This window comes from Salinactinospora qingdaonensis (assembly GCF_039539445.1).
Classification (GTDB): Bacteria; Actinomycetota; Actinomycetes; order Streptosporangiales; family Streptosporangiaceae; genus Salinactinospora; species Salinactinospora qingdaonensis.
On sequence record NZ_BAABDD010000015.1, the window covers coordinates 52,727 to 75,213 of the forward strand.

16 protein-coding genes are annotated in these 22,487 nt (G+C 68.1%); 11 read left to right on the forward strand and 5 right to left on the reverse strand.

Going from position 1 to position 22,487, the window contains the following annotated elements; genetic code table 11:
* The first annotated feature begins 1 nt into the window (after position 1).
* From ABD848_RS15995 to ABD848_RS16015, 5 genes are all read left to right on the forward strand, one after another.
* The gene (locus ABD848_RS15995) at positions 2–655 is read left to right on the forward strand and encodes a DUF5941 domain-containing protein (RefSeq protein WP_344972669.1); all 654 of its coding nucleotides are present in this window, start codon (positions 2–4) and stop codon (positions 653–655) included.
* Between the two features lie 16 nt (positions 656–671).
* Positions 672–1,403, forward strand: coding sequence for a phosphocholine cytidylyltransferase family protein (locus ABD848_RS16000; protein ID WP_344972671.1), 732 nt, complete (start codon positions 672–674; stop codon positions 1,401–1,403).
* Between the two features lie 5 nt (positions 1,404–1,408).
* Positions 1,409–2,458 carry an iron-containing alcohol dehydrogenase family protein gene (locus tag ABD848_RS16005; protein ID WP_344972765.1) on the forward strand — a complete coding sequence of 350 codons (1,050 nt, stop codon included), beginning with the start codon at positions 1,409–1,411 and terminating at the stop codon, positions 2,456–2,458.
* Complete coding sequence (locus tag ABD848_RS16010; RefSeq protein WP_344972673.1) at positions 2,436–3,206, forward strand: CDP-alcohol phosphatidyltransferase family protein; 771 nt, start codon at positions 2,436–2,438, stop codon at positions 3,204–3,206. The genes ABD848_RS16005 and ABD848_RS16010 overlap by 23 nt, the downstream gene beginning before the upstream one ends.
* Positions 3,207–3,518: 312 nt before the next feature.
* Positions 3,519–4,376: a glycosyltransferase family 2 protein gene (locus tag ABD848_RS16015; protein ID WP_344972767.1), complete on the forward strand. Its 858-nt coding sequence runs from the start codon at positions 3,519–3,521 to the stop codon at positions 4,374–4,376.
* Positions 4,377–4,409: 33 nt separating this feature from the next.
* Here the strand turns inward: ABD848_RS16015 and ABD848_RS16020 are convergent, their stop codons facing one another.
* On the reverse strand, positions 4,410–5,621 hold the full coding sequence (locus tag ABD848_RS16020) for a glycosyltransferase family 4 protein (RefSeq protein ID WP_344972769.1): 1,212 nt from the start codon (positions 5,619–5,621) through the stop codon (positions 4,410–4,412).
* Positions 5,622–5,883: 262 nt separating this feature from the next.
* Entirely contained in the window at positions 5,884–7,206 is a 1,323-nt protein-coding gene (locus ABD848_RS16025) for a nucleotide sugar dehydrogenase (protein WP_344972675.1), read from the reverse strand.
* Positions 7,207–7,905: 699 nt separating this feature from the next.
* On the opposite strand from ABD848_RS16025, the gene ABD848_RS16030 reads away from it, so the two are divergent.
* Both ABD848_RS16030 and ABD848_RS16035 read left to right on the forward strand, forming a co-directional pair.
* Positions 7,906–9,603, forward strand: coding sequence for a hypothetical protein (locus ABD848_RS16030; RefSeq protein ID WP_425567563.1), 1,698 nt, complete (start codon positions 7,906–7,908; stop codon positions 9,601–9,603).
* 71 nt (positions 9,604–9,674) lie between these two features.
* Positions 9,675–11,807 (forward strand): glycosyltransferase, encoded by a 2,133-nt coding sequence (locus tag ABD848_RS16035; RefSeq protein WP_344972771.1) that lies wholly within the window; start codon positions 9,675–9,677, stop codon positions 11,805–11,807.
* Between the two features lie 78 nt (positions 11,808–11,885).
* Here ABD848_RS16035 and ABD848_RS16040 read toward each other — a convergent pair whose 3' ends face one another.
* From ABD848_RS16040 to ABD848_RS16050, 3 genes are all read right to left on the reverse strand, one after another.
* Complete coding sequence (locus tag ABD848_RS16040; RefSeq protein WP_344972679.1) at positions 11,886–13,268, reverse strand: LCP family protein; 1,383 nt, start codon at positions 13,266–13,268, stop codon at positions 11,886–11,888.
* A 351-nt stretch (positions 13,269–13,619) separates the two neighbouring features.
* Positions 13,620–15,056 carry an LCP family protein gene (locus tag ABD848_RS16045; RefSeq protein WP_344972775.1) on the reverse strand — a complete coding sequence of 479 codons (1,437 nt, stop codon included), beginning with the start codon at positions 15,054–15,056 and terminating at the stop codon, positions 13,620–13,622.
* 22 nt (positions 15,057–15,078) lie between these two features.
* Positions 15,079–15,906 (reverse strand): TIGR03089 family protein, encoded by an 828-nt coding sequence (locus ABD848_RS16050; RefSeq protein ID WP_344972681.1) that lies wholly within the window; start codon positions 15,904–15,906, stop codon positions 15,079–15,081.
* A gap of 280 nt (positions 15,907–16,186) precedes the next feature.
* Here ABD848_RS16050 and ABD848_RS16055 point away from each other — a divergent pair, with 280 nt between their 5' ends.
* The 4 genes from ABD848_RS16055 to ABD848_RS16070 all read left to right on the forward strand — a co-directional run bounded on the left by ABD848_RS16055 (position 16,187) and on the right by ABD848_RS16070 (position 22,369).
* A complete protein-coding gene (locus ABD848_RS16055) occupies positions 16,187–18,244 on the forward strand; it encodes a hypothetical protein (RefSeq protein ID WP_344972777.1) in 2,058 nt (685 codons plus the stop codon).
* 104 nt (positions 18,245–18,348) lie between these two features.
* Positions 18,349–19,287, forward strand: coding sequence for a glycosyltransferase family 2 protein (locus tag ABD848_RS16060; RefSeq protein WP_344972683.1), 939 nt, complete (start codon positions 18,349–18,351; stop codon positions 19,285–19,287).
* Positions 19,288–20,357: 1,070 nt separating this feature from the next.
* The gene (locus ABD848_RS16065) at positions 20,358–21,191 is read left to right on the forward strand and encodes a hypothetical protein (protein ID WP_344972685.1); all 834 of its coding nucleotides are present in this window, start codon (positions 20,358–20,360) and stop codon (positions 21,189–21,191) included.
* Positions 21,188–22,369, forward strand: a complete 1,182-nt coding sequence (locus ABD848_RS16070; protein ID WP_344972687.1) for a glycosyltransferase family 4 protein — start codon at positions 21,188–21,190, stop codon at positions 22,367–22,369. The genes ABD848_RS16065 and ABD848_RS16070 overlap by 4 nt, the downstream gene beginning before the upstream one ends.
* Positions 22,370–22,487 lie beyond the last annotated feature (118 nt).

The following is a 22,487-nucleotide window of genomic DNA, read 5'->3' on the forward strand; positions in this document are numbered from 1 at the left end:
CATGTCATCAGCAGACTCGAAGCCCCGCTCAGGTGCCGCAGGTCCCGACCGTCGCTTTTTGCGCGACGATGGTCACCTCAGCGACGCCTTGGGGCGCCTGGTAGCGGGTACGGTCCCGCCGCTGCTGCCGGCCCTGGCCGGGAGTTTGGTGACGGGGGTTTTGATACTCACGGGGTTGGAGCACCTCGCGGGCGTTACCCTGTTCGCACCGGTAGCGGCGCTGCTGCTGTCGGGCGTCGCTACCCGGCACCCCCATGACGGGCAACTCGACTGGATCGTCATACCGCTGTTGCGCGCTATGGAGTACCTCTATCTCCTGGCGCTAGGGCACGGAGCGGGCGTACCGGGGCCGTTGGTGTTCGTACTCTTGACGGCGGTTGTCCTGCACCATTGTGACGCCGCACGTCGAGAACGCTACGGTGCGCGCCCCAGCGGATGGATCATGGGAGCCATGCTCGGCTGGGACGGGCGTATGCTTCTCATCGCCGCGGGCGGGGCGGTGGGGTGGCTACCGTTCGCCTATGGTCTGCTCGCGGGGTACCTGGCGGTGCTGCTCGTATGGGAGGCCACGACAAGCTGGCTCGCGACCCCCGTCACGACCGTCGCGAACGCGCCGCAAAACGAACATGGAGGCATGGCCGCCTCCGAAGGATAAGAAGGAAGGCGCCTACATGCTCGGTATGGTTCTCGCCGCTGGAGCGGGTCGTCGGTTGCGTCCCTACACCGACACGCTCCCCAAAGCACTGGTGCCGGTTGACGGTGACACCACCATCATGGACATCTCGCTCCGCAACCTCGCCGAAGCCGGACTCACCGACATCGTCGTCGTCGTGGGGTACTGCGCCGAGGCGGTCGAAGAGCGCAAGGAAGCCCTGGAGCGGCGCCACGGTGTACGGCTGAGGCTGGTCTACAACGATAGAGCTGAGGAATGGAACAACGCTTATTCGCTGTGGACCGCTCGTGAGTACTTTGCCGAGGGTGTCCTCCTTGTGAATGGCGACACGGTTCACCCGGTCAACGTGGAAAACACCCTACTTGCGGCACAGGGGGCGGAACTTCTCCTCGCGGTGGACAATTGGAAAACTCTCGCTGAAGAAGAGATGAAGGTGACGCTGGACGAGGCCGGCTATCTCCGCCGCATCACCAAGCTCATGGACCCCGTCGATGCCGCCGGCGAGTACATCGGCGCGACCCTCATCGAGGCGAGTCTGGCTGGCCGCCTCGCCGACGCCCTGCGGGCCACCTGGGAGCGCGATCCCCAGTTGTACTACGAGGACGGTTACCAGGAGTTGGTTGACCGTGGCGGAAAGGTCGGCGTGGCCCCGATCGGAAAAGTCGACTGGGTCGAGGTAGACGACCACGATGATCTGCACCGAGCCAGGGAGATCGCATGCCGCTACTAGCCCGAATGGTCACCTCGCCGTTGGCGATCGACGTTCGGCGGGGTGCGATCACCGACCTGGGGCGGGTGCTCGCCGACCGCCGCATCGCCAACGAGGGGCGTATCGCGGTCGCGGTCGGGCCGGGGCAGGGGCCACAGATCGCCGCCGACCTGAACCTGCCCAACTGTGAGGTCTTCCAAGTCACGGGAGGCAGTGTCGACGAGGCCTCCGAACTGGGGCGCAAGCTGCGTTCGGGTGCCTACGAGGCCGTGGCCGGCATCGGCGGCGGCAAGACCATCGACGTCACCAAGTTCGCGGCCTCGATGGCGGGCATTCCCATGGTCGCGGTGGCCACCAACCTCTCCCACGACGGGATCGCCTCGCCCGTGAGTTCGCTGGAGCACGAGAGCGGTAAGGGCTCCTACGGCGTTCCCATGCCCATCGCGGTCGTCGTTGACGTCGACTACGTACAGGCGGCCCCCCAACGGCTCGTCCGCTCCGGTATCGGCGATGTCGTCAGTAACCTCTCGGCTATTGAGGACTGGCAACTCGCCGGTACCGAGCAGGGAGAGCCGGTCGACGGCATGGCCGTCACCTTCGCGCGGGTCGCCGCCGAAGCCGTGCTGCACCGGCCCGACTCGGTGGAGTCCCAAGACTTCCTGACTGCGTTGGCCGAGGCGTTGGTGCTGTCGGGCATGGCGATGTCGGTGGCGGGATCGTCTCGCCCGGCCAGCGGCGCCTGCCATGAGGTGTTGCACGCCATCGACCAGCTTTACCCAGGCACCAGCAACCACGGAGAACTGGCCGGTATCGGCGCGCTCTACTCCTATTTCCTGCGGGCGCGCCACCTTGGCCACGACACCCCCCGGATGGCCGACATCCGCTCCTGTCTGCGCCGCCACGACCTTCCTGTCCTCCCGGGCGATGTCGGTCTCAGCGAGGAGTGCTTCGCGCGCGCCATCAGCCTGGCCCCCGCTACGCGCCCCGGGCGCTACACCATCCTGGAACACCTCGACCTGCCGGACGACGAGATCCGGCGGAATGTCAGGGAGTATGTACAAACCGTCGATCGCTGAGGTCCGTGCCGGCGGCCAGCCCGAAGGCGTCCGAGAGCGTCGCAACGAAGAGCACTGGGCGGGCCGTCTCTACATGCGCGACATCTCCCCCTATGTCAGCACCGCCTTCGTCCGCGCGGGGGTTCCCCCCAACCCCATCACGTATCTGATGATGGCCTGCGGGGTGCTCGCCGGCGTCACGCTGGCGTTGGGCGGCTTGTGGTCAGCTATCGTCGCCGCGCTGCTGGTGCAGCTCTACTTGCTGCTGGACTGCTCTGACGGAGAGGTCGCCCGTTTCACCGGCCGCACCAGCGTCGCCGGCATCTACCTGGACCGTATCGGCCACTACCTGTCCGAGGTCGCCTTGCTGATCGGCTTGGGCGTGCGGGCCCAAGGCGAGTTTCAGGCTGGGGAGTGGGTGGTGGCCGGGCTCGTCGCAGCGCTGGGGGCGGCGTTGATCAAAGCCGAGACCGACAACGTCGTAGTGGCCCGGGCTAAGGCGGGGCTGGACGAGCACGTGGCCGAGGAAGCCCTCCGGCCGCGCTCGGCCGGCTTGAGCCTGGCGCGCCGGTTGGCGGCCGCCCTGCGGTTCCACCGCGTCATCCACGCCGTGGAGTTGTCGCTGCTCGCGCTCGCCGCCGCCGTTATCGACGCTGTCCGCGGTGATCTGCTGGCCACTCAGGTCCTCACCGTGGTCTGTGTGGCGGTCGCCGTCGTGCAGACGGTGTTGCATCTGGTCAGTGTGCTGGCTTCGCGCCGCCTCCAGTGACCGGCGCGGGCCGCTCCTCTTGCGGCCCGCGCGTCGTCGAGGACAGACTCGGTCTTCTGTGCTTCACTTGGACTTTGAGGTGTGTTTCAATTCACTTGTTCGGTAGTTCCGGTAGTGTTTATTATCTGTACACCTTTTAGTCACTTTGGATGAACGAAGCCCATGAGTGGTCCACCTTCCTCGCAAGCGGCCCCCGTGGCCGGTTCGACATCGGCTTCCGGGCGCCCCACCGACCTGAGTGGGCGCCTTGACGGGGTCAGTCCCGAGGCGGGGGAGTGGAGCGCGCAGTTCCAGGGGGCTGAGAGCGCACAGATGAAGGTCTCCTGCCTCGTACTGACCATGGGCAACCGTCCAGCCGAGCTGCGGCGCGCCGTCAACAGCGTGCTGGAGCAGGAAGGCGTCGACGTCGAGGTGGTCGTCGTCAGTAACGGGGCCGACCTGCCCCCGCTGCCCGAGGGCGTGGTCACGACAAAGCTCCCGGAGAACCTTGGAATCCCGGAGGGGCGCAACCACGGCGTCAAACTCTGCTCCGGCGACATCGTCTTCTTCCTCGACGACGACGGCTGGTATCGCTCGCGCGATCTGGCGCGCCACGTCCACGACGCCTTCGCCGCCGACCCCACACTAGGGATCGTCTCCTTCCGGGTCGCCGATCCCGACGGCGGACCCGATCAGCGCCGCCACGTGCCACGGCTACGTGCCAGCGACCCCCAGCGCTCCAGCCCGGTCACCACCTTCCTCGGCGGGGCGTGCGCGATCCGCCGCACCGCCTTCGAGCAGGGCGGCGGGCTGCCCGGCTCGTTCTTCTACGCCCATGAGGAGACCGACCTCGCCTGGCGCGTCCTTAACGCCGGATACCACATCCGCTACGACGCCGAGGCGGTCATGTACCATCCGGCACTGCCGCCCAGCCGCCATGAGGACTTCTACCGCCTCAACGCCCGCAACCGCGTCTGGCTGGCGCGCCGCAACCTGCCATGGCTGCTCGCAGCGTGCTACCTCGCCACGTGGATTGTGCTCACCGTGCTGCGGGAACGGTCTCCGGGGCGGCTGCGTTGCTGGTTCGCCGGTTTCTGCGAAGGGTGGCGCCACGACCCTGGCCCGCGTGCGCCGATCACGTGGTCCACAGCGTGGCGTATGACCAGGAGCGGGCGGCCACCGATCATCTGAGCCGCCGCTGCGCGGCCCAGTCGTAGGGAGCCCCTACCGTCCGGGCAGGCCGGGCATGGCGGTCGTCGCCGCCCCGGACAGCGCCGAGGGGCGCGGTGCGGTGGGCTGCTCCGGTGGCATCCGCGGCGGCGTGCTGGAGCGAATGCCGCGGTGCAGCGGTCCCGCTCCGGCCCACTCCTCGATCTGGCGAACGAACACCTCGGCCTGAGTCGGCCAGTGGAACCGGGCACGCGCGATCCCATGGCCGACCAAGGCGAACCGGTCGCGTAGCCAGGTGTCGGCCTGGAGCCGCAGGACCGCGTCCGCGGCTGCCTCGACGTCGTTGTAGGGCACCACGATCCCGCACTGGCCCTGGGGCTGCTCGGTCGTCAGCGCCGCAGCGGCGGGGGCGGGGGAGGTGACCACGGGGACGCCGTGCGCCATGTATTCCACGACCGTGGTGGGGAAACAACGGCGGTTCCGGGGCGTGTCCCGCAACAGGGAAACCCCGGCCAGCGCGCCGCTGATCATGCGCAGTGCCTGGTCGTTGGGGATGAACCCGTACCAGCGCAGCGCCTCCTCCCGCTGGGCCTCGCGCAGCAGCGAGCGACTCGGACGATCCGCCGGGCCGATCGCATCCATCGTGATGCCGTGGGAACGCAGCAGCCTGCCCAGTGCGACGAGTTCCTCGGCGCCGCGGGAGCTGGAGATTCGGCCCAGGTGTACGACGCGGTCAGGGCGGGGGGAGCGGGCGGGCCGCTCGGGAACGGTGGTGGTGTTGGGGGTGACCGGGTGCGGCTCGTGAAACCGGTCGCGGTAGCTCTCCTCTGCCAAAAGCAGGTGAACCCGTCGCTCCGCGTAGCGCTCGAACCGGCGCACCAGCGCCGCCAGGGTGCGCCGCAGCGTGGGGTTGGCCCGCGACGTGGCCAGCAAGGCCGCGGTGTCCTCATGGACATCCCATACGGCGGCCGGTCGCCTGCGGGGCAGCGACAGCAGCAACTCGGGGTCGTGGAACAGCACGATGTCGGCGGACGAGGCGTGCTGGGCAATGGCCTCCCGGGCGGCTCGCAGCGACTTCAGCCACGTGCGTCTTCCCGCGCGCGGCACGTCCACGGCCCGCAGTTCCAGCCAGGGCACCACCCGGTGTTCACGAAACGGCGCGATGTAGGTGACGCTGTGCCCAGCGTCGAGCAGTGCCCGAATCTGGCGGTGCAGAATGCGCGCGTCCTCGGGATGATGAGCCACTGTGGCCACGAGTACGTGCATAGCAGCCGTCACCTGACTTTCCTGGCCGTACGAAGTCCCCCGCAGAGATGGTGCTTCAGTCTGACCGTGACTCTAAGTCATCACGGGAAACAGCAGGTGAAAAGCTGGGTTACGCCAGAGTGGGGCGCGGATGAATCCGTGTTCGGGCGCCGCCCTCGCCCGCCTCACGCCACGGACCCGGGAGCCGACATGCCCCCGGGTCACCTCCCGACCGGCCGCGCCCATCCCTCTTTGCGCCGGCCCTGAACTCGGAATTCGTGGCCTAGAGAACCTCGACGCCCTCACGGGTGATCGGGCTGGTGGTCCGGTGCTCATCGCCCGCCGCAAGGGGCAGCCGCCGCAGTACGCCGCGGGTGTCGAGCAACAGGCGCGCGCGCTTGGTCAGCACTTCGGGTGTGTACTCTTCGTGATCAGTCAGCAGCACCGTCAGGTCGGCCTCAGCCAACGCCGTCTCCAAATCGAGAGCGCGTGGCACAGGCTCGCCGGTGGGTGCCCACTCCTCGACGTAGGGGTCGTGGTAGAACAGCGAAGCCCCCTTGGCGGCGAGCTTGCGCGCCACCGGCAAAGCCGGCGACTCCCGTTGATCGGCGATGCCGCGCTTGTAGGTGACGCCCAGCAGCAGCACTTTGGCCCGCGACAGCGCCAGCCCCGCGTCGTTGAGGAGATCCTGGGAGCGTTGCAGCACGTAGGTGGGCATACGTGCGTTGATCTCGTGGGCCAGTTCAACGAATCGGAACGGGTAGCCCAGGGTTTTGACCTTGTAGGACAGGTAATTCGGGTCGATGGGGATACAGTGTCCGCCCACGCCGGGACCCGGGTAGAAGGGCTGGTACCCGAAGGGCTTGGTGGCGGCGCAGGCGATGGCGTCCCACAGGTCGATCCCCAACTCCTGGCAGAACACCGCCATCTCGTTGACAAGGGCGATGTTGACGTGCCGGTAGGTGTTCTCCAGGAGCTTGGCCATCTCCGCCTCACGAGTGCCCTGCGCCAGCACCACGGTGTCGACGAATCTGCTGTAGAACTCCATGGCGAGTTCACCGCAGCGGCTCGTGAGACCTCCCACCACTTTGGGGGTATTGGCCACCCCGAAGGCAGGGTTGCCAGGGTCGATCCGCTCGGGGGAGAAGGCTAGGTGGAAGTCCACCCCAGCGCTCAGCCCCGATTGTTCCAACAGCGGCCCCACCACCTCTTCGGTGGTTCCGGGGTAGGTCGTCGATTCCAGGATCACCAGCGTTCCCTCGCCCAGGCGCCCGGCGATCGACGAGGCGGCTGCCGTGACGGCGCCCAGATCCGGGCCGCCTTCGTCGGACAGCGGAGTCGGTACGCAGATGACGATAGTTCGCGCACTAGCCAGCACGCTCGGGTCTGTGGTCGCGTGAAAACCCGCCTCCAGCATGGTGGCGATGTCGTCATTGGAGAGATCGTCGATGTGCGACTCCCCAGCGGTCAGGCTTTTCACAACGTCCTGGCTGGTGTCGAGGCCGGTGACCGCGAGTCCGCTGCGGGATGCCTCGAACGCCAGCGGCAGGCCGACATAGCCCAGACCGATGACGACCAGATTGGATGTGGAAGTAGCGACGTCCACAGGTGTCCCCTTCGATGGAGTTCGGTGCGGGAGTTGAGGACAGCGATCCCGCTCACTAGACGTCTGAGGTTAATCCGGTTGTGGCTCGTCCCTCAGGCGATGGCCTGCTTCGGACACGTAGCGGCTCACCGCACGCCGAACCGCGGTTCGACAGATAGGAGCGGCGATGCGTTGGTACAGCGGGACCGCATGCGCGGGTGCGCCTGCCGGAGCCGCCATGCTGCTATTCATGTGATCTTCTTCTGACGTTAAGACGTTCTGGTTCTTTGCCCTGGGAGCACTTCACGGAGATGAGTGGGAATTAACTCATTGGTTACCCCTGGATCAACAAAGCCCCGAGGGTCCCGTGTGCCCCCTCTCCGCCCTACCCGATCGGGGAGGGCGGCGCAGCAGCCGCACGCCGGGCTGTCCGGTGTCGGCCGCGAGGCGGGCGGAAGCGGACCGCGGCGGTAAAGGGTGGTAGGGGACGGCGATAGGCAGCGCCCTCGACCCCGCACGCCCCACCACTCGTCGGAACCTTCCGACGAGGGCGGTACAACGGAGATGGTGGGGAACCATCGGTGTCCCTCGACCGTCGCGGTTCACCGAGTGGCCCGACGCCATTGTGGGGACACGCCTTGCCCCACGGCCCGTGTTCGGCTACCCAAGAGTTGCGATTCCCTCCCCGAGCCACCGGCCGGGCACCCTCGGAGGTCCATGGTGAAACGGCGTGAACAGAGCCAGACTGAACAGCTTCGCCGCGCACTCGCCGACCGCGAGGCCCAACTCCAAGAGGCCCAAGCCCGGCTCGCCGCCCTGGAAGGGTCGACGTCGCTCCAGGTGGGGCGCGCCCTGACGTCGGCGGCAAAACGACCGGGGCGCGGGATCGTGCGGCTGCCACGCGACCTGTTCCGGCTGTGGCGCGGCGCCGGCGAGTCCCGCTCGGCGACGGCCGGCGCCGCGCCCGTGCGTTCCTTCGACACCGAACGCCCCGAAGCGCGCCTGTTAGCCGGCACGGCCGGTTCCCGCGACGGGCGTCTGGTCGTCGCCGGGGTGCTTTCGGCGCACGCCCGAGCGGCCCTCGAACCCTACGCCCACGTTGTCGCGCTGCGGCCTCATGACACCCAAGTCACCTTCGACACCATCGACGCCGACGTAGTGCTGGTGTCGGCGTCGGCGGCTGCGCCGGGGACGGTGTGGAGCCACGTCGGCGACCCCGCCGTCGCCGACCGCACGCGGGCGCTGAGCTGGCTCCTCGCCGCCGCGGCTGCGCGCTCGATTCCGTCGGTCCTCGTCGCTGACGCGCCCGCCCCGCCCGCTCTCGCAGACCTCGGTTTCGATCACGTACACAACGGTGACCTCGGGGTTCCCCTCCACCGCTTCAACCCCGTGGCCGCGCCGACCGAGCGTAGCGCCGCCCCTGTCCTGGTGGCGGGCCCTTCGCCCGCTCGTGGCCCGGTCGTCGCGCTGAACGCAACCCTGATCGCTGCGGGGCTGGAACGCACCGAGCCGGATTGGTGGGCGCTGCCCGACACGCTGCGCGCCCGCGCCTGTGTCGTCGCCGACACTCCGGCCATCGCCGACCGGGCTCTGGCGTGCGGCGCCCGCCCGCTGCTTCTCGGCAACACCGGCGACTCCGATCGCGCTGACCGTCCTGTCCGCACTGTTTCGGCCGGCAGCGGTGGCCCCGGCGCTGAGAGCGCGCTGGCCCGGGTCCGTGCCGCCGGCACGCTCGCCCCCACCGAGGTGCGCGCCGTCCTCCGTTCGCTGTTTTTGCGCGATGCCACACCGGTACGGTTGGCCGAGTTGTTGGGTCAGGTTTCCCTCGCCTCGGGCGCCGGCGATTCCCTGCTGCCGCTCAGGGGGCGCGCGGTCGCCGTCTTGGCGTTCCCGCGTGACGACATCGACTCGCTGGCCTTCGCCGACGATGTCCTCAACCAGTCGCACCTGCCGGCCGAAGTCGTGGTTCCGCGCGCCTCGGTGCGCTTTACCGGCGTCGAGCGGCTCCGTTCCCACGGCGCCTTGGTGCGCACGGTCGAGGGAGTGGCTCTCGATCCCGCCCCCGACGACTGGGCACGCATGGCGGCGCAGGCCACCACGCCTTGGACGGCGCTGTGGCATGGCCCCCACGGGCCGAACTTTCTCGCTGACGCCCTTTGTGCGGCCGAGTGTTCCGGAGCCGATGCCGTAGGACCCGCGCTGGGCGGCGCCGGAGCCGGCTCAGAGCCCGACTACGTTTTCGTCAGCGCCATCCAGCCCCACCTGACGCGCCGTGAACTCCTGTGCCGCGGCCTGCACCACGGGCAGTGGAATCGCCACGGCGCCCGGCTGCTCGCGTTGGCGCCCCTACGGGGGGCCGAGAGCGGTGCGTCCCACGACCGCCCCCAGGACACTCCTGGGACGAAGGGAACCATGTGACTCTCCGAGCGCTCGTCTATGGTGACGTCGATCTCAACCTCGTCGACGGGGCGGCGGTGTGGGCCCAGTCGATGACGCGGGCGCTGGCCGCAGCGGGCTGTGAGGTCACCCTGGTGTTGAAAGCGCCGGTCACCACAGACCGGATGCTTGAGCCCTTCCTGGAGACCCCGGGGGTGACCCTGCGGCGTCCTTACGAGGAGCAGTTGCTCGCCGACGTGGGGCCGCGCGGCCTCACCCCCGAACAGGCGGTTACCCTCCTGACCCGTCTCGACGCCGACTCCGCCTTCGATCTCGTGGTCGTGCGGGGGCGGCGGCTTTCCGTGCTGGCGGCCCACGAGTCCCAATTGGAGGGACGGCTGTGGACCTACCTCGCCGACATCCCGCAGCGCGTCACCGATCTGGTGTCCACGGCTGTATCGGAGTTGACCGACATCGCCGTGGCCTCGCGGTTCCTGCTGTGCCCCACGGGCCATATGCGCGACTTCCTGGAGTCCAACGTGCCGGCGGCTTGCGGCAAGAGCGTCCTGTTCCCGCCGGTCACCGCTGTTCCGGCGGGGGTTGCCGCCCCCGGGGCGCCGGGGCGGCCCCTGCGGCTCGTGTACGCCGGCAGGTTCGCGCCGCGCTGGAACACGCTGGAGCTGACCGAGCTACCGGAGGCGCTGTCCGAGCGCTCCATCCCGGCCGAGCTGCACGTCATCGGCGACCGGATGCAGCGCGAATCCCCCGACTGGGACCGGCGCGTCACCAAGGCGCTCCAGGAAACGCCGGGGGTCACCTGGCACGGCGGGCAGTCGCGCGCGGCAGCGCTGCGCCTGGCGTCCGACTGCCACGTGGGGCTGGCGTGGCGCTCCCCCGAGTTGGCCGCCGGCCTGGAACTACCGGTGACCGTGCCCGAGTTCGGCGCTTTGGGGCTGCCGGTGGTCCTCAACCACACGCCCATGCACGAAGAGCTCCTGGGCGCCGACTACCCCCTGTTCGCCGGGGACGACACCGAATCCGTGGTCGACGCGCTCACTTTGGCCACCGACCCGCGGGTCTACACGTGGGCCGCGCAGCGCTGCGCACAGGCGGCCGAGGCGTTCACCCTGGAGCGCGCGGCCGAGCGGCTGCGCGGATACCTGGGCCTGGCGTTCCCGCCCGCTCCTGTGGGCACGAGTGCGCAGCGCCCCCTGAAGGTCGCCATCGCCGGACACGACTTCACGTTCTTCGCCGGGATCATCGAGCACCTGTCGGCGCTGCCGGGAGTGGAGGTGCGGCTGGACGAGTGGGAGTCGTTGCACTCCCACGACCAGTACCGCAGCCGAGAGCTGGCCTCCTGGGCCGATGTGGTGATCTGCGAATGGTGCGGGCCCAACGCCCTGTTCTACGCTCGCTACAAGCGGCGGGGGCAGCGCCTCCTCGTGCGGCTGCACCGTTTCGAGCTCTACGCGGAGTGGCCGCGCAAGCTCGACATCGAACAGGTCGACGCGATCATCTGCGCCAGCCCTCGCTATGCCGAGCTCACCCGCGAGCGCGCCGAGTGGCCCGCGAGCAAGGTTGTCGTAGTGCCCAACTGGGTCGACGTTGACCAGCTTGACCGGCCCAAACTGGCAGGAGCCTCCCACACGCTGGGCATGCTCGGCATCACGCCCTCACGTAAGCGTGTCGATCGGGCACTGGACGTCCTGGAGGAGTTGCGTCGACACGACCAGCGCTACACGCTCGCGATCAAATCCAAGCAGCCGTGGGAACACTGGTGGGTGTGGAACCGGCCTGAGGAACGCGCCTATTACGAGCGCACCTACCGCCGTATCCAGCGTTCGCAGACGTTGACCGACAGCGTGGTGTTCGATCCGTTCGGTCCCGACACCGCGGTGTGGCTGCGCCGCGTGGGGTTCGTCTTGTCGACCAGTGACGATGAAAGCTTCCACCGCGCCCCCGCCGAGGGTGCGGCCTCCGGCGGCGTCCCCGTGGTGTTGTCCTGGCCGGGGGCCGAGGCGATCTACGCTCCCCACTGGCTCCACGACACTCCCGCCGAGATGGCCGCCGCCATCCACGCCATCGTCAGCGAAGGTCGGTTCGACTCCGCTCGGCGAGTCGCCCAAGAAGAGATCAGGGCCAGCTACGATCTGCGCCGCGTCCGGTCACTGTGGACCGAGTTGATCGTCAACGCGACGGTGCCTGAGGGGGGAGCACCGGAGCAGACGGGGACCGCTACCCGTTGACTCGGGCCTGCCCCGGAGGGCCGGCGCCGGCCCGGGCCGTGTGTGTCGGGCACGGGGAGCCGCCGCCGGCCGTGCCGGTTACGAGCAGGCGTTGGTCTGTTTCTCGGCGGTCTTGCTTTCGGTCGAGTCGGGCAAAACCGCCTCCTCGCTCTCGCTGAGTCCGTTCCAGTCGTTGCTGATGACGAGTTTGACGGTGCTGCCCAGGGTGGGGTCTTCTGCGGTTGTGGCGGTGGCTAGTTCGTCGGCCAGGGTTTGGGCGTGGTTTTGGTGGCCGGTGCCGTAGTAGACCGTGGTCTGTTCTGGCACCGTTCCCTGCGGGTTGGCCGCACCGACGACCTGGAAACCCCGCTCGGTGAGTTGGCTGCCCACGTCACTGGCCAGGCCAGGGGTGCCCTCCCCGTTGATCACCTCGACGGAGACGACGGCCGGCTCGACGGTGGCCGTGTCGTCCTCGGAGCTGTCGCCGGAGTCGTCGTTTCCGCTGTCGTCGCTTTCCCCGTCCTCGTCGTCGGAGCTGGAGAGGTCCTTGTCGGCGGCGATGGCGGCGAAGAGTTGGGAGGCGTCGGGCTCGCTCCAAGCAACCCGGTTCTCGTTGTCGGGGTGCAGGCCGTTGGGCACGGTGATGAAGCGGATATCGCTCATCTTGGTCTCGCGCATCGTGATGGCGATGTCCACCATCCGCTCCAAGGTCAACTCGTCGTCGGTGGTGATGGAGTCGGTGACCGAGCCGAGGAAGTCGTGCAGGTTGGCCGGGCTGGCCAGGATTTCGCTGCTGGTGGCCTTGCGCAGCATGGCGCCCATGAAGTCCTGCTGGCGTTTGATCCGGCTCAGGTCGCTGCCGTCGCCCTGGCCGTAGCGGGAGCGCACGTAGCCCAGGGACTGCTCCCCGTCGAGGACCTGTTGGCCCGCATCGAGCTCTAGGTGGGCTTTGGGGTCGGAGATGGGCTCGGGAATGCACATCTCCACGCCCCCTAGGGCCTCCACCACCTCGATAAACCCGGTGAAGTCAACACTGACGAAGTGGTCGAGGCGGATTCCCGTCAGCTCCTCGACGGTTTTCCACAGGCACTGCATCCCGCCGAAGGCCACCGTGGAGTTGATGACGCCTTGGTGGGCGGCGTAGCCCTCCTTGTCGTCGATAGGCGAGCAGGCCGGCAGTTGCAGGAGGGAGTCGCGGGGCAGGTTCACCAGGGTCGCCCCGTGATCGGGGGAGATGTGGGCGATGATGATCGTGTCGGGGCGCTCTCCCTCGATGTCGTCCCCGCCGTATTCGGCGTTGGCGCCGCTGCGCACATCGGAACCGGTCATCAGGATGTTGATCACGCCCTCGATCTTCTCGGGGCGCTCACCCATGGCGTCGGTGTCGATGGTTTCCTGGTTGATGTTGCCGTAGATGTCGTGGTAGGCGCCGTAGGCGGTCAGGCTGGAGGCGATCACCAGCACCGTGGTGATGACCGCCACCCAGCCACCGATGCTGAGCCGCCGACTGGTCTTCCGGGGTTTTCTGGAAGAACGGGAGGAACGTTGTCCAGGCATCACGAACCAAGGGGGTCAGGGGGCACGTGTCGATGGCCTGACGAAAGGCACACGAGCGGGGAGGCCACGAATACCCGTCGGCGGCCAATGCCAGACGGTGAAAAATCAAGCCAGAGAACGACCATAGTCCAAAACATGAATTATGTCAGCCTCTGATTGCTGTTTTCGGAAGGCACAAACCGGGTTACCGGCTTGCGAGCCGGCGGCGAATGCGCGGGCCGGAGCACCGCTGGGAAAGGAGGGGAGCCCCGCCGCGGTGGCCGCCGGCCGTGCCGGTTACGAGCAGGCGTTGGTCTGTTTCTCGGCGGTCTTGCTCTCCTCCGCGACGGACTCGGGGACTTCCCCGGCCTGGTTGAGTCCGTTCCAGTCGTTGCTGATGACGAGTTTGACGGTGCTGCCCAGGGTGGGGTCTTCTGCGGTGGTGGCGGTGGCTAGTTCGTCGGCCAGGGTTTGGGCGTGGTTTTGGTGGCCGGTGCCGTAGTAGACCGTGGTCTGTTCTGGCACCGTTCCCTGCGGGTTGGCCGCACCGACGACCTGGAAACCCCGCGCGCTCAGCCCATCGGCGGTCTCGCCCGCCAGGCCGGCGATCCCCGTGCCGTTGATCACCTCGACGGAGACGGTGGCCGGCTCGACGGTGGCCGTGTCGTCCTCGGAGCTGTCGCCGTCGGGTTCCCCGTCCTCGTCGTCGGAGCCGGAGAGGTCCTTGTCGGCGGCGATGGCGGCGAAGAGTTGGGAGGCGTCGGGCTCGGTCCAAGCGACGCGAGCGGGATTCGCTGGGTGCAGGCCGTTGGGCACGGTGATGAAGCGGATATCGCTCATCTTGGTCTCGCGCATCGTGATGGCGATGTCGGCCATGGTGTTCACGGTCAGCTCGTCGTCGGTGGTGATGGAGTCGGTGACCGAGCCGAGGAAGTCGTGCAGGTTGGCCGGGCTGGCCAGGATTTCGCTGCTGGTGGCCTTGCGCAGCATGGCGCCCATGAAGTCCTGCTGGCGTTTGATCCGGCTCAGGTCGCTGCGGTCGCCCTGGCCGTAGCGGGAGCGCACGTAGCCCAGGGACTGCTCCCCGTCGAGGACCTGTTGGCCCGCATCGAGCTCTAGGTGGGCTTTGGGGTCGGAGATGGGCTCGGGAATGCACATCTCCACACCGCCCAGGGCGTTGATCATCCCCTTGAAACCGGTGAAGTCGACACTGACGAAGTGGTCGATATGCACTCCCGTGAGCTGTTCCACCGTTTTCCACAGGCACTGCACCCCGCCGCTGCTCATCGCCTCCCCGATCATCCCGGTGTGGGCGCGCACGCCGGGCTTGTCGTCGGTGGCCTCACACGAGGGCAGGTCGACGAGGGAGTCGCGGGGCAGGTTCACCAGGGTGGCGCCCTCGGTGCGGGGGGAGATGTGGGCGATGACGAGGGTGTCGGGGCGCTCTCCCTCGATGTCGTCCCCGCCGTATTCGGCGTTGGCGCCGCTGCGCACATCGGAACCGACCAGCATGATGTTGAGCGCGCCTTCGACCCGGCTGGGGCGGTCGCCGAAGGCGTCAGTGTCGATGGTTTCCTGGTCGATGTTGCCGTAGATGTCGTGGTAGGCGCCGTAGGCGGTCAGGCTGGAGGCGATCACCAGCACCGTGGTGATGACCGCCACCCAGCCACCGGCGCTGAGCCGCCGCATGGGCGAGCGTGGGGCCGACCTACGGGAGGAGCGTTGTCCGGTCATCACCAGCCAATAATGGTGGGGTTCAGGTCAGCGGCCTGATCGAGCCTGCAAGTGAGGAGAACTCGGCACTGGAGCCGGCAACCGCCGAGACGTGCTCCATCTCAAGCCGTGACTGTAGGTTAGCCGAATCACTATCGCAGGTGAGCACCAAAGCTGCTCCCGCATAGACCGTCGCCAGGTAGAGGTCGAGCGCTTCCCCCAACACCGTCAGCGCTGCCTGTCCGTCGGTGATGATCGCCAGCCGGTCCGTGGTGGTGAGATCCCACTGTTCGGCACGCCTGCCCGCCGTGGCCACCAGATCCGCCCCGGAGCGCGCCTCGCCCGCTGCGCCGCCCCACACCAGGGCGGGGCCGGCCGCGTCGCCGGAGTGCGGCTCGAACACATCGCCATAGCCGCGGGCTTCCTCGCCGAAGTCCAGCGCAGCCGGGTCGCAGGCGGGCAATGGCGCCCCAAGGGGGTGCAGCCCGGTCACGACCACCTCGCGCGCGCCCGCGTCCAGCGCCGCCGCTGTGCGATCCCCCATGGCCACGATCACCTCACCCGCCGGGAAGTCCTCAGCGCTCTCGGGCAGCTCCCCGCAGGGCAGCGCCGTCGCCCCTACCGCCCAGCAGGCGGTGAGCCACACCAGGCTTTGCCAGTGCAGCGGCAGCGCCAGCACCACACGGTCGCCAGGCTCGGCGCCGACCCCGTCGCGCAGGAAGTTCGCGGTCTTGGCCACCCAGTTGTCGAACGTGGCATAGGACAGCTCTACCCGCCCGCCAGTGGCCTCGTCGTAGGAGGTGACAAAGGGTCGGGCCGCGTCGATGGCCACGGCTGCCCGCCATAGCTCGAAAGGTGTTTGTGTCGGCACGGAAAAGCATTCCTCGTCAATAACTCGGTGGACTAGGCAGCTCCAGACACCGGCCACGGGCTCGGCCAGCACCGCGCCGGGTCGCGAAGCCCTCGGGGCCAACAGTGGGCCAACCGGGCACATCGTAGGCCAGGTGCCGTCCGGAAGCCCGCGCATAGGCCCCTCACCGCTTATCGGGTTGGCTCTCCCAGGCGGCACGCCATGTGGCAAGGTGACCTTGGCACCGTAGCGAACCGGTGCCTCACCCGCTCGCAGACCATAGAACTGGTTCGTCTCTTTGATACGCCTCAGCCCCGGACACCTGCTTGCCCGCGTCACCGCTCTCCCCGTGCTCGCGCTCGCGGCTTGGCTGCTGGTTACGTTCCCGCTCCTGCTGGCGGGCCAGTTCACCCCGATCGTCGCGCTCATTACGGCCGGTCCCGTCGTCGTCGCGGCCATCGCCTTCCTGCCGCGCTGGGTACCTGCGCCCCGCCCTCCCGGTGGCGACGACGCCAAAGACTCGTGGTGGCCGCTGATCGCGATCGTGGTCATCGTGGTGGCGTTCGCCCTCGTGGAGATCGCCTACCACTCCGAACAGATCGTCGTCCGCCGCGACGCCGCCTCCTACTCCCAGTTCACCACCTGGATCGCCCAGCACGGCTCGTTGCCGATCCCCCAGCAACGCGACCTCATCGCCGGCGACCTGACCGGCCTGTCCTACGACAGCCCCGCCTTCTACCAGGTGGGCGACGTTATCTGGCCGCAGTTCCTCTCCGGCGCCCCCTTGATCCTGTCGGTGGGCTACTGGATCAACGGTGTGCCGGGGATGCTCGTCACCGCCCCCCTCCTGGGCGCCCTGGGCGTGTTGACCTTTGCCGGGCTGGCGGCGCGGCTCCTCGGCGCGCGCTGGGCGGTACTGGCCACCCTCGTGCTCGCCGTGTGCCTGCCCCAACAGTGGGTCAGCCGCTCCACCTACAGCGAACCCGCCGCCCAGATCCTGCTGTTGGGCGCTTTGCTGCTGGCCTACGACGCGCTGGCGCGGCGCCCCGACCGCCGCCAGCCCACCCTCTGGCAGTCGTGGAACACCACCCACCTGCTCGCGTTGGCTGCCGGTCTCGCATTCGGCTTGGGGCTCGTGGCGCGCATCGACGCGCTGCGCGACATCCTTCCCGTCGTGGCCTTCATTGGCCTGTTGCTGCTCGCCCGCCGTGGCCAGGCACTGCCGATGCTGGCCGGGCTGCTGCTCGGTGCCGGCTACGGCTTCGTCGCCGGCTTCTGGCTCTCCCAGCCCTACATGGAGCACCTGTCGGGGTCGCTGCAACCGCTGCTGCTCATCAGCGCCGTGGCCGTGGTGGCGGTCGGCGTGGCCACGGCCGTGCTGTGGCGCCGCGGTATCCCTCGTGTCGACCGCTCGCGTTGGCTGCCCACGGCCGTGGCCGTGGTGGCGGTGGTGGCTATGGCCGGTTTCGCGCTTCGGCCGCTGATCTATGTCCAGCACGGTCATGCCGACGAGCTGACCGCCTACTACATCGGTCAGGTACAAGAGATCGAGGGGGTGCCGATCGACCCCAGCCGCACCTACGAGGAGATGACTCTCTACTGGGTCGGCTGGTATCTGGGGCTGGCCACGGTCCTGTTCGCGAGCATCGGCGTCGCGTTGCTGCTGCGGCGGGTCATGCTGCGCCGCGACACCGAGTGGGTGCTGCCGCTGTTGGTGTTCACCTGGACCGTTGCCACGACGCTGGCGCGGCCGGCCATCACTCCCGACCACCCGTGGGCCAGCCGCCGGCTCGTCGTACTCGTCCTTCCGGCCTTCATCTTGCTCGCGGTGTGGTTCCTAGCGTGGTTCACGCGGCGGCTGCGGTCAGGGCCCACGGCCTCGCCGACGTGGTTCACCGCCCCGCTGATGTCGGTGGCCGCGCTCATCCTGCTCGTGCCCACTGCGCTCACCGCGAGCGGCGTCATGAGCTACCGCATGGATGTTGGTTCGGTGGCCGCGACCGAGCAACTGTGCGATGAGATGCCGCCAGACGCCAGCGCGCTCATCCTCGACGGCGCCACGTCAGCCAAGTTCATGCAGGTGATCCGCGGGATGTGTGGTGTGCCCACCGCCCACGTCAAACAGCCTGACTCGCCGGTGCTCGACCGCGCGATCAGTGAGATCCACCAGCGGGGGCGCCGCGCCGTACTCGTCGCCGACCGAGCCGAGAAGCTCACCCCCCACCTGCCCGCTGGAGTCGATCCCGCTCACCCCTTCAACGTCCGTACGGAGAAAGACCCGAGCACCCTGATGAAGCCGCCCCAAGGACCGTGGATCTTCGACACCGACGTGTGGGTCGCCGTCGTTCCCCAGCCGTGACCGGTAAGCCGCGTTCACGCTCGTCGGTCTCGCTATCCTTAGAGCCGTTGCCCGGCTCGGTAAGGGCCGGCCAAGCCCGACGTCCAGAGCCCCCGTGAGCCCCCATGCCCCAAAAACACGACGATACGGCGCGATCCGGTGACGCAGCCCCCTACGTCAGCATCATCCTGCCGTGTTACAACGAGCAGGATCACATCGCAGCCGAGATTGAACGTATCTGTGCAGCGATGGACGCTTCGGGCCACAGCTACGAACTGCTCGCCATCGACGACGCCTCCACCGATGGCACGCTCGCTCGGTTGCGCGATATTGAACACAAGTTCCCGGCGATGGAGATCGTCGTCTTCCCGCACAACGGCGGCACCGGGACGGTGCGCCGGATCGGCAGCCAACGGGCGCGCGGCGAGATCGTGGTCTGGACCGATGCCGACATGAGCTACCCCAATGAGCGCATCCCCGAGTTCGTCGCGTTTCTGGCGAACGAGCCCGAGATCGCGCAGGTGGTGGGTGCGCGGACCTCGGAGGCGGGCACGCACCGGTTCCTTCGGATTCCCACCAAATGGTTCATCCGCAAAGTGGCCGAGCGGTTGACCAACACCAAGATCCCTGACCTCAACTCCGGGATGCGCGCGTTCCGCCGTGAGGTCTCGCTGCCCTATCTACGGCTGCTGCCGCCCGGCTTCTCCTGCGTCACCACGATCACGCTGGCGTTTCTGTCCAACCAGCATCCGGTGCACTACATCCCGATCCACTACGCCAAACGAGCGGGCAACTCCAAGTTCCACTTCATCAGCGACGCTTACCGCTACATGTTGCAGGTGCTGCGGATGGTGATGTACTTCAACCCCCTCAAGGTGCTCATGCCGCTGGCGTTGTGGCTGTTGGGGATCGGTTTTGCCAAGGGGGTCTACGACGTCGTCACCGACTTCGCCAACCCCTTCTACATCAGCAACAACACGATCATGGTGTTTTTGACCGGTCTGATGGTGGCCTCCATAGCATTGCTGGCCGACCTCATCGTGCGTTCCCGCGACGGGGCATGACCCCTGCTGGGCCTGCGGGGCGCGACCGTTGGCCCGACCTCCCTCAAAGGTAATGAGGGAGCGGTGGGGTGGGGCTTTGGTCTGCGGAGAGCATGTGGGGTTTCCCGTCGCTCGTGCCTCGATCGCTGCGCGATCTCAGCAGCCCGGGGCGGGTTGTGCCTGAGGTGGAACGGGTGCCACGACGGGGCTGGGGGCCGACGGGGTGGGGCCAACACCGTGACCGGGCGGACGGGGATGGAACGGGTGCCACGACGGGGCTGGGGGCCGACGGGGTGGGGCCAACACCGTGACCGGGCGGACGGGGATGGAACGGATGCCACGACGGGGCTGGGGGCCGACGGGGTGGGGCGAGCGCCGTGACGGGGCCGACGGGAGCGGGGCGGCTCGAGGTCTTCCGGCGCGTCCTCAGCCACCATCCCACCGAGACGCTGCCCCACCGGCGTATCCCCCACACCAGCAGCACCCGGCACAACAGCGATGTGTCAGAGACACAGCGCCCCTTTTTGCAGTGCCCCTTTTAAGGCTGCCGAGATCGCGCAGCGATCGAGGCAGGAACGAACGGAGAACACTCCCGCCCCGGACACACACCAGCCCCCACCTACACCCCACCCCGACGTGACAAACCCATAGAAACACCCCCGGGTAGAGCGCAGCATCCCGCCGGACTCGCGCCGCGCCGTGGGGCGGCCTTGCCCGGGAGCGCCGCCGCGTGCGGCGGACCGCGGCCACGCCGCCGCGTGCTTTTGACCCTCGCGCGCTTGCCCGGCGGGGCTACTTACGGCGGCTCGCCGGCTGGTCTCGGGCGGGACGGCTCGACACTCACAGTGGGTTAAGCGACGAAACAATCACGCTCGGCTACATTCTTAATTACACTTTACCTGCGAAGCCATACGCTGCGCTCGTACGGAGGTTTGGGGCGGCTCGCGCGGCGATCGCTCCAGCGCTTCCGCGCGCCTTCGAGAGCCCGAGGCCCGTCCCGCTCACGGCCGATTCAGTCGAGACGTTCCGGGCAGTTGTGTGGCCATGCGTAATCGGCGGCTACACGCTCGCACCGGGCTCCTGGGGGGACAATGCAGGCCGAGATAAGCCGAGTAGACGTTCACGACACACTGCATCTGAGGTTTGGCGAAGCGCCGCCGGCGCTGGTGGGGGAATCCGAGCCGGCGCTCGCGCTGCGTTCACGGGGCGATCACACCGAAACCGTTCGGGTCCGCCGCGTCCAGCGCGAAGGCGGCCATGTTCGAGCCGATCTGTCGGAACTGCCGTTGGCCGACGGCGTGTGGGATGTCCTGCTCCTCGACACTGAGGGCAAGGCTCGCCCTGTGACCACCGCCGACTCCTGTTTCAGTCTGGCCGAGCGCGCCGCCTACATTGAGGTGCCGCGCCAGCGTGAACTGCGCGTTCAGCGGGGGGCAACCGGCCAGTTACGGCTGCGCTCGGCCCAGGCACGGCCCTACGCCCAGATCGAGTGGGTCGAGGTCGGCGACACCCACGTCACTGTGTCTGGGGTGCCGGCCTACCTGCCCCAGCGCTCCGGGCGTCAGGAAGCCCACATCGTGGCCCGACAGCGGAAACGCCCCGGCGTGGTCACCGCCGATGCCGAGTTCGTCGACTCCACGTTCCACTGCCGGATTCCGCTGCGGCCGATGGTCGACGCCCATGACTTCCAGCGCAAGCACAACGAGTGGGACCTGTGGTTGAGCGTCGCCTACGCCGGGGTCGAACTCCGTCTGGCCTCGCACGCCGATGACGTCAACGGCAAGAAGGAGCGCGTCTCCTTCCCCGGCGCCGTCCTCGACGCCGAGGCCGGACGCCACGTGCGGGTCAATCCCTACTACACGGTCTATGACGGGCTGTCGCTGCTGGCCCGGGCCGTAGCCGGGGGGAAAGGGGGGAAGCGGTGAAGATCGTCCTCGTCATCGCCAACGCCTATGGCATGGGCGGCACGATCCGTACCGTGTACAACATCGCGGGAGGGCTCGCCGCTGACCACGAGGTCGAGATTCTCAGCCTCGTCCAGCACCGCGAGCGCCCCTTCTTCGCCCCGCCCCAAGGTGTACGGCTGCACGCGCTGTGTCCCACCCCCGGCTGGACCGAACGTCCACGTCAAGGGGTGCTACAGCGGTGGCGGGAGAAGCGGCCGACCTTGACGGTCGCGCCCTCCGAGCAGCACGACAACGCCGCCTTCAGCGCCCGTACCGAGCGGGAGTTGCGCACCTACCTGCGGGCCAGCGACGCCGACGTCGTCGTGGGCACCCGCCCCGGAATCAACATGCTCCTCGCCAAATGGGCGCCGGAGCGGCTGCTGACCATCGGCCAAGAACACGTCCATCTCGACAACCACAAGCCCGACGTCCGCAGCCGTATCGCCGCGCTCTACCCCCGGCTGGACGGCATGACCGTCCTCACCCAGGCCGATCTGCGCTCCTACGAGGACTTCCTGCCGGTGCAGTCCGGCTGGCTGACCACGATGCCCAACGCGCTGCCTCCCGGGGAGTATCCGCGTTCCACCCTGGAAAATCCCATCATCGCCGCGGCCGGCCGGCTGACCCCGATCAAGCAGTACCCCAAGCTGCTGGAAGCCTTCGCGGTCGTGGCCAGGGCGCATCCGAACTGGCGGCTACGCATCTACGGGGGCGGCGGCAACGAGAGCAAGCTCAAAGCCAAGATCGCCGAACTCGGCCTGCACAACCAGGCCATGGTCATGGGCCGTACCAAAGACCTCACCGGTGAACTCGCCAAAGCCTCGATCTTGGCCGTCAGTTCGCGGGCCGAAGGGTTCGGTATGACCATCATCGAAGGTTTCTCGGTGGGGCTGCCCGCGGTCAGCTTCGACTGTCCGCACGGTCCCCGCGAGATCATCACCCACGAACGCGACGGACTGCTCGTGCCGCACCAGGACGTCACCGCTCTGGCTGAGGGCATGCTCCGCCTAGTCGAGAACCCCGAGGAGCGCCGCGCCATGTCGGCCGAGGCGTTGAAGTCGGCGCGCCGCTACGACCTGCCGCTCATCACCGAGCGCTGGGAGAAGTTCCTCACGGAGCGGATGGCGGCCAAGCCCAACCGGGCCAACCGCCGCTGACCGGCGGGGCCGCCGCTGTCACCGCCGCAGTTCCGGGTCGCCGGTGAGCCCGGAAACCGGTCGGGGTGGTGACGCGCCCAATCGGGCCCACCACCCCGACCGACGTGCCTCGCTGCGC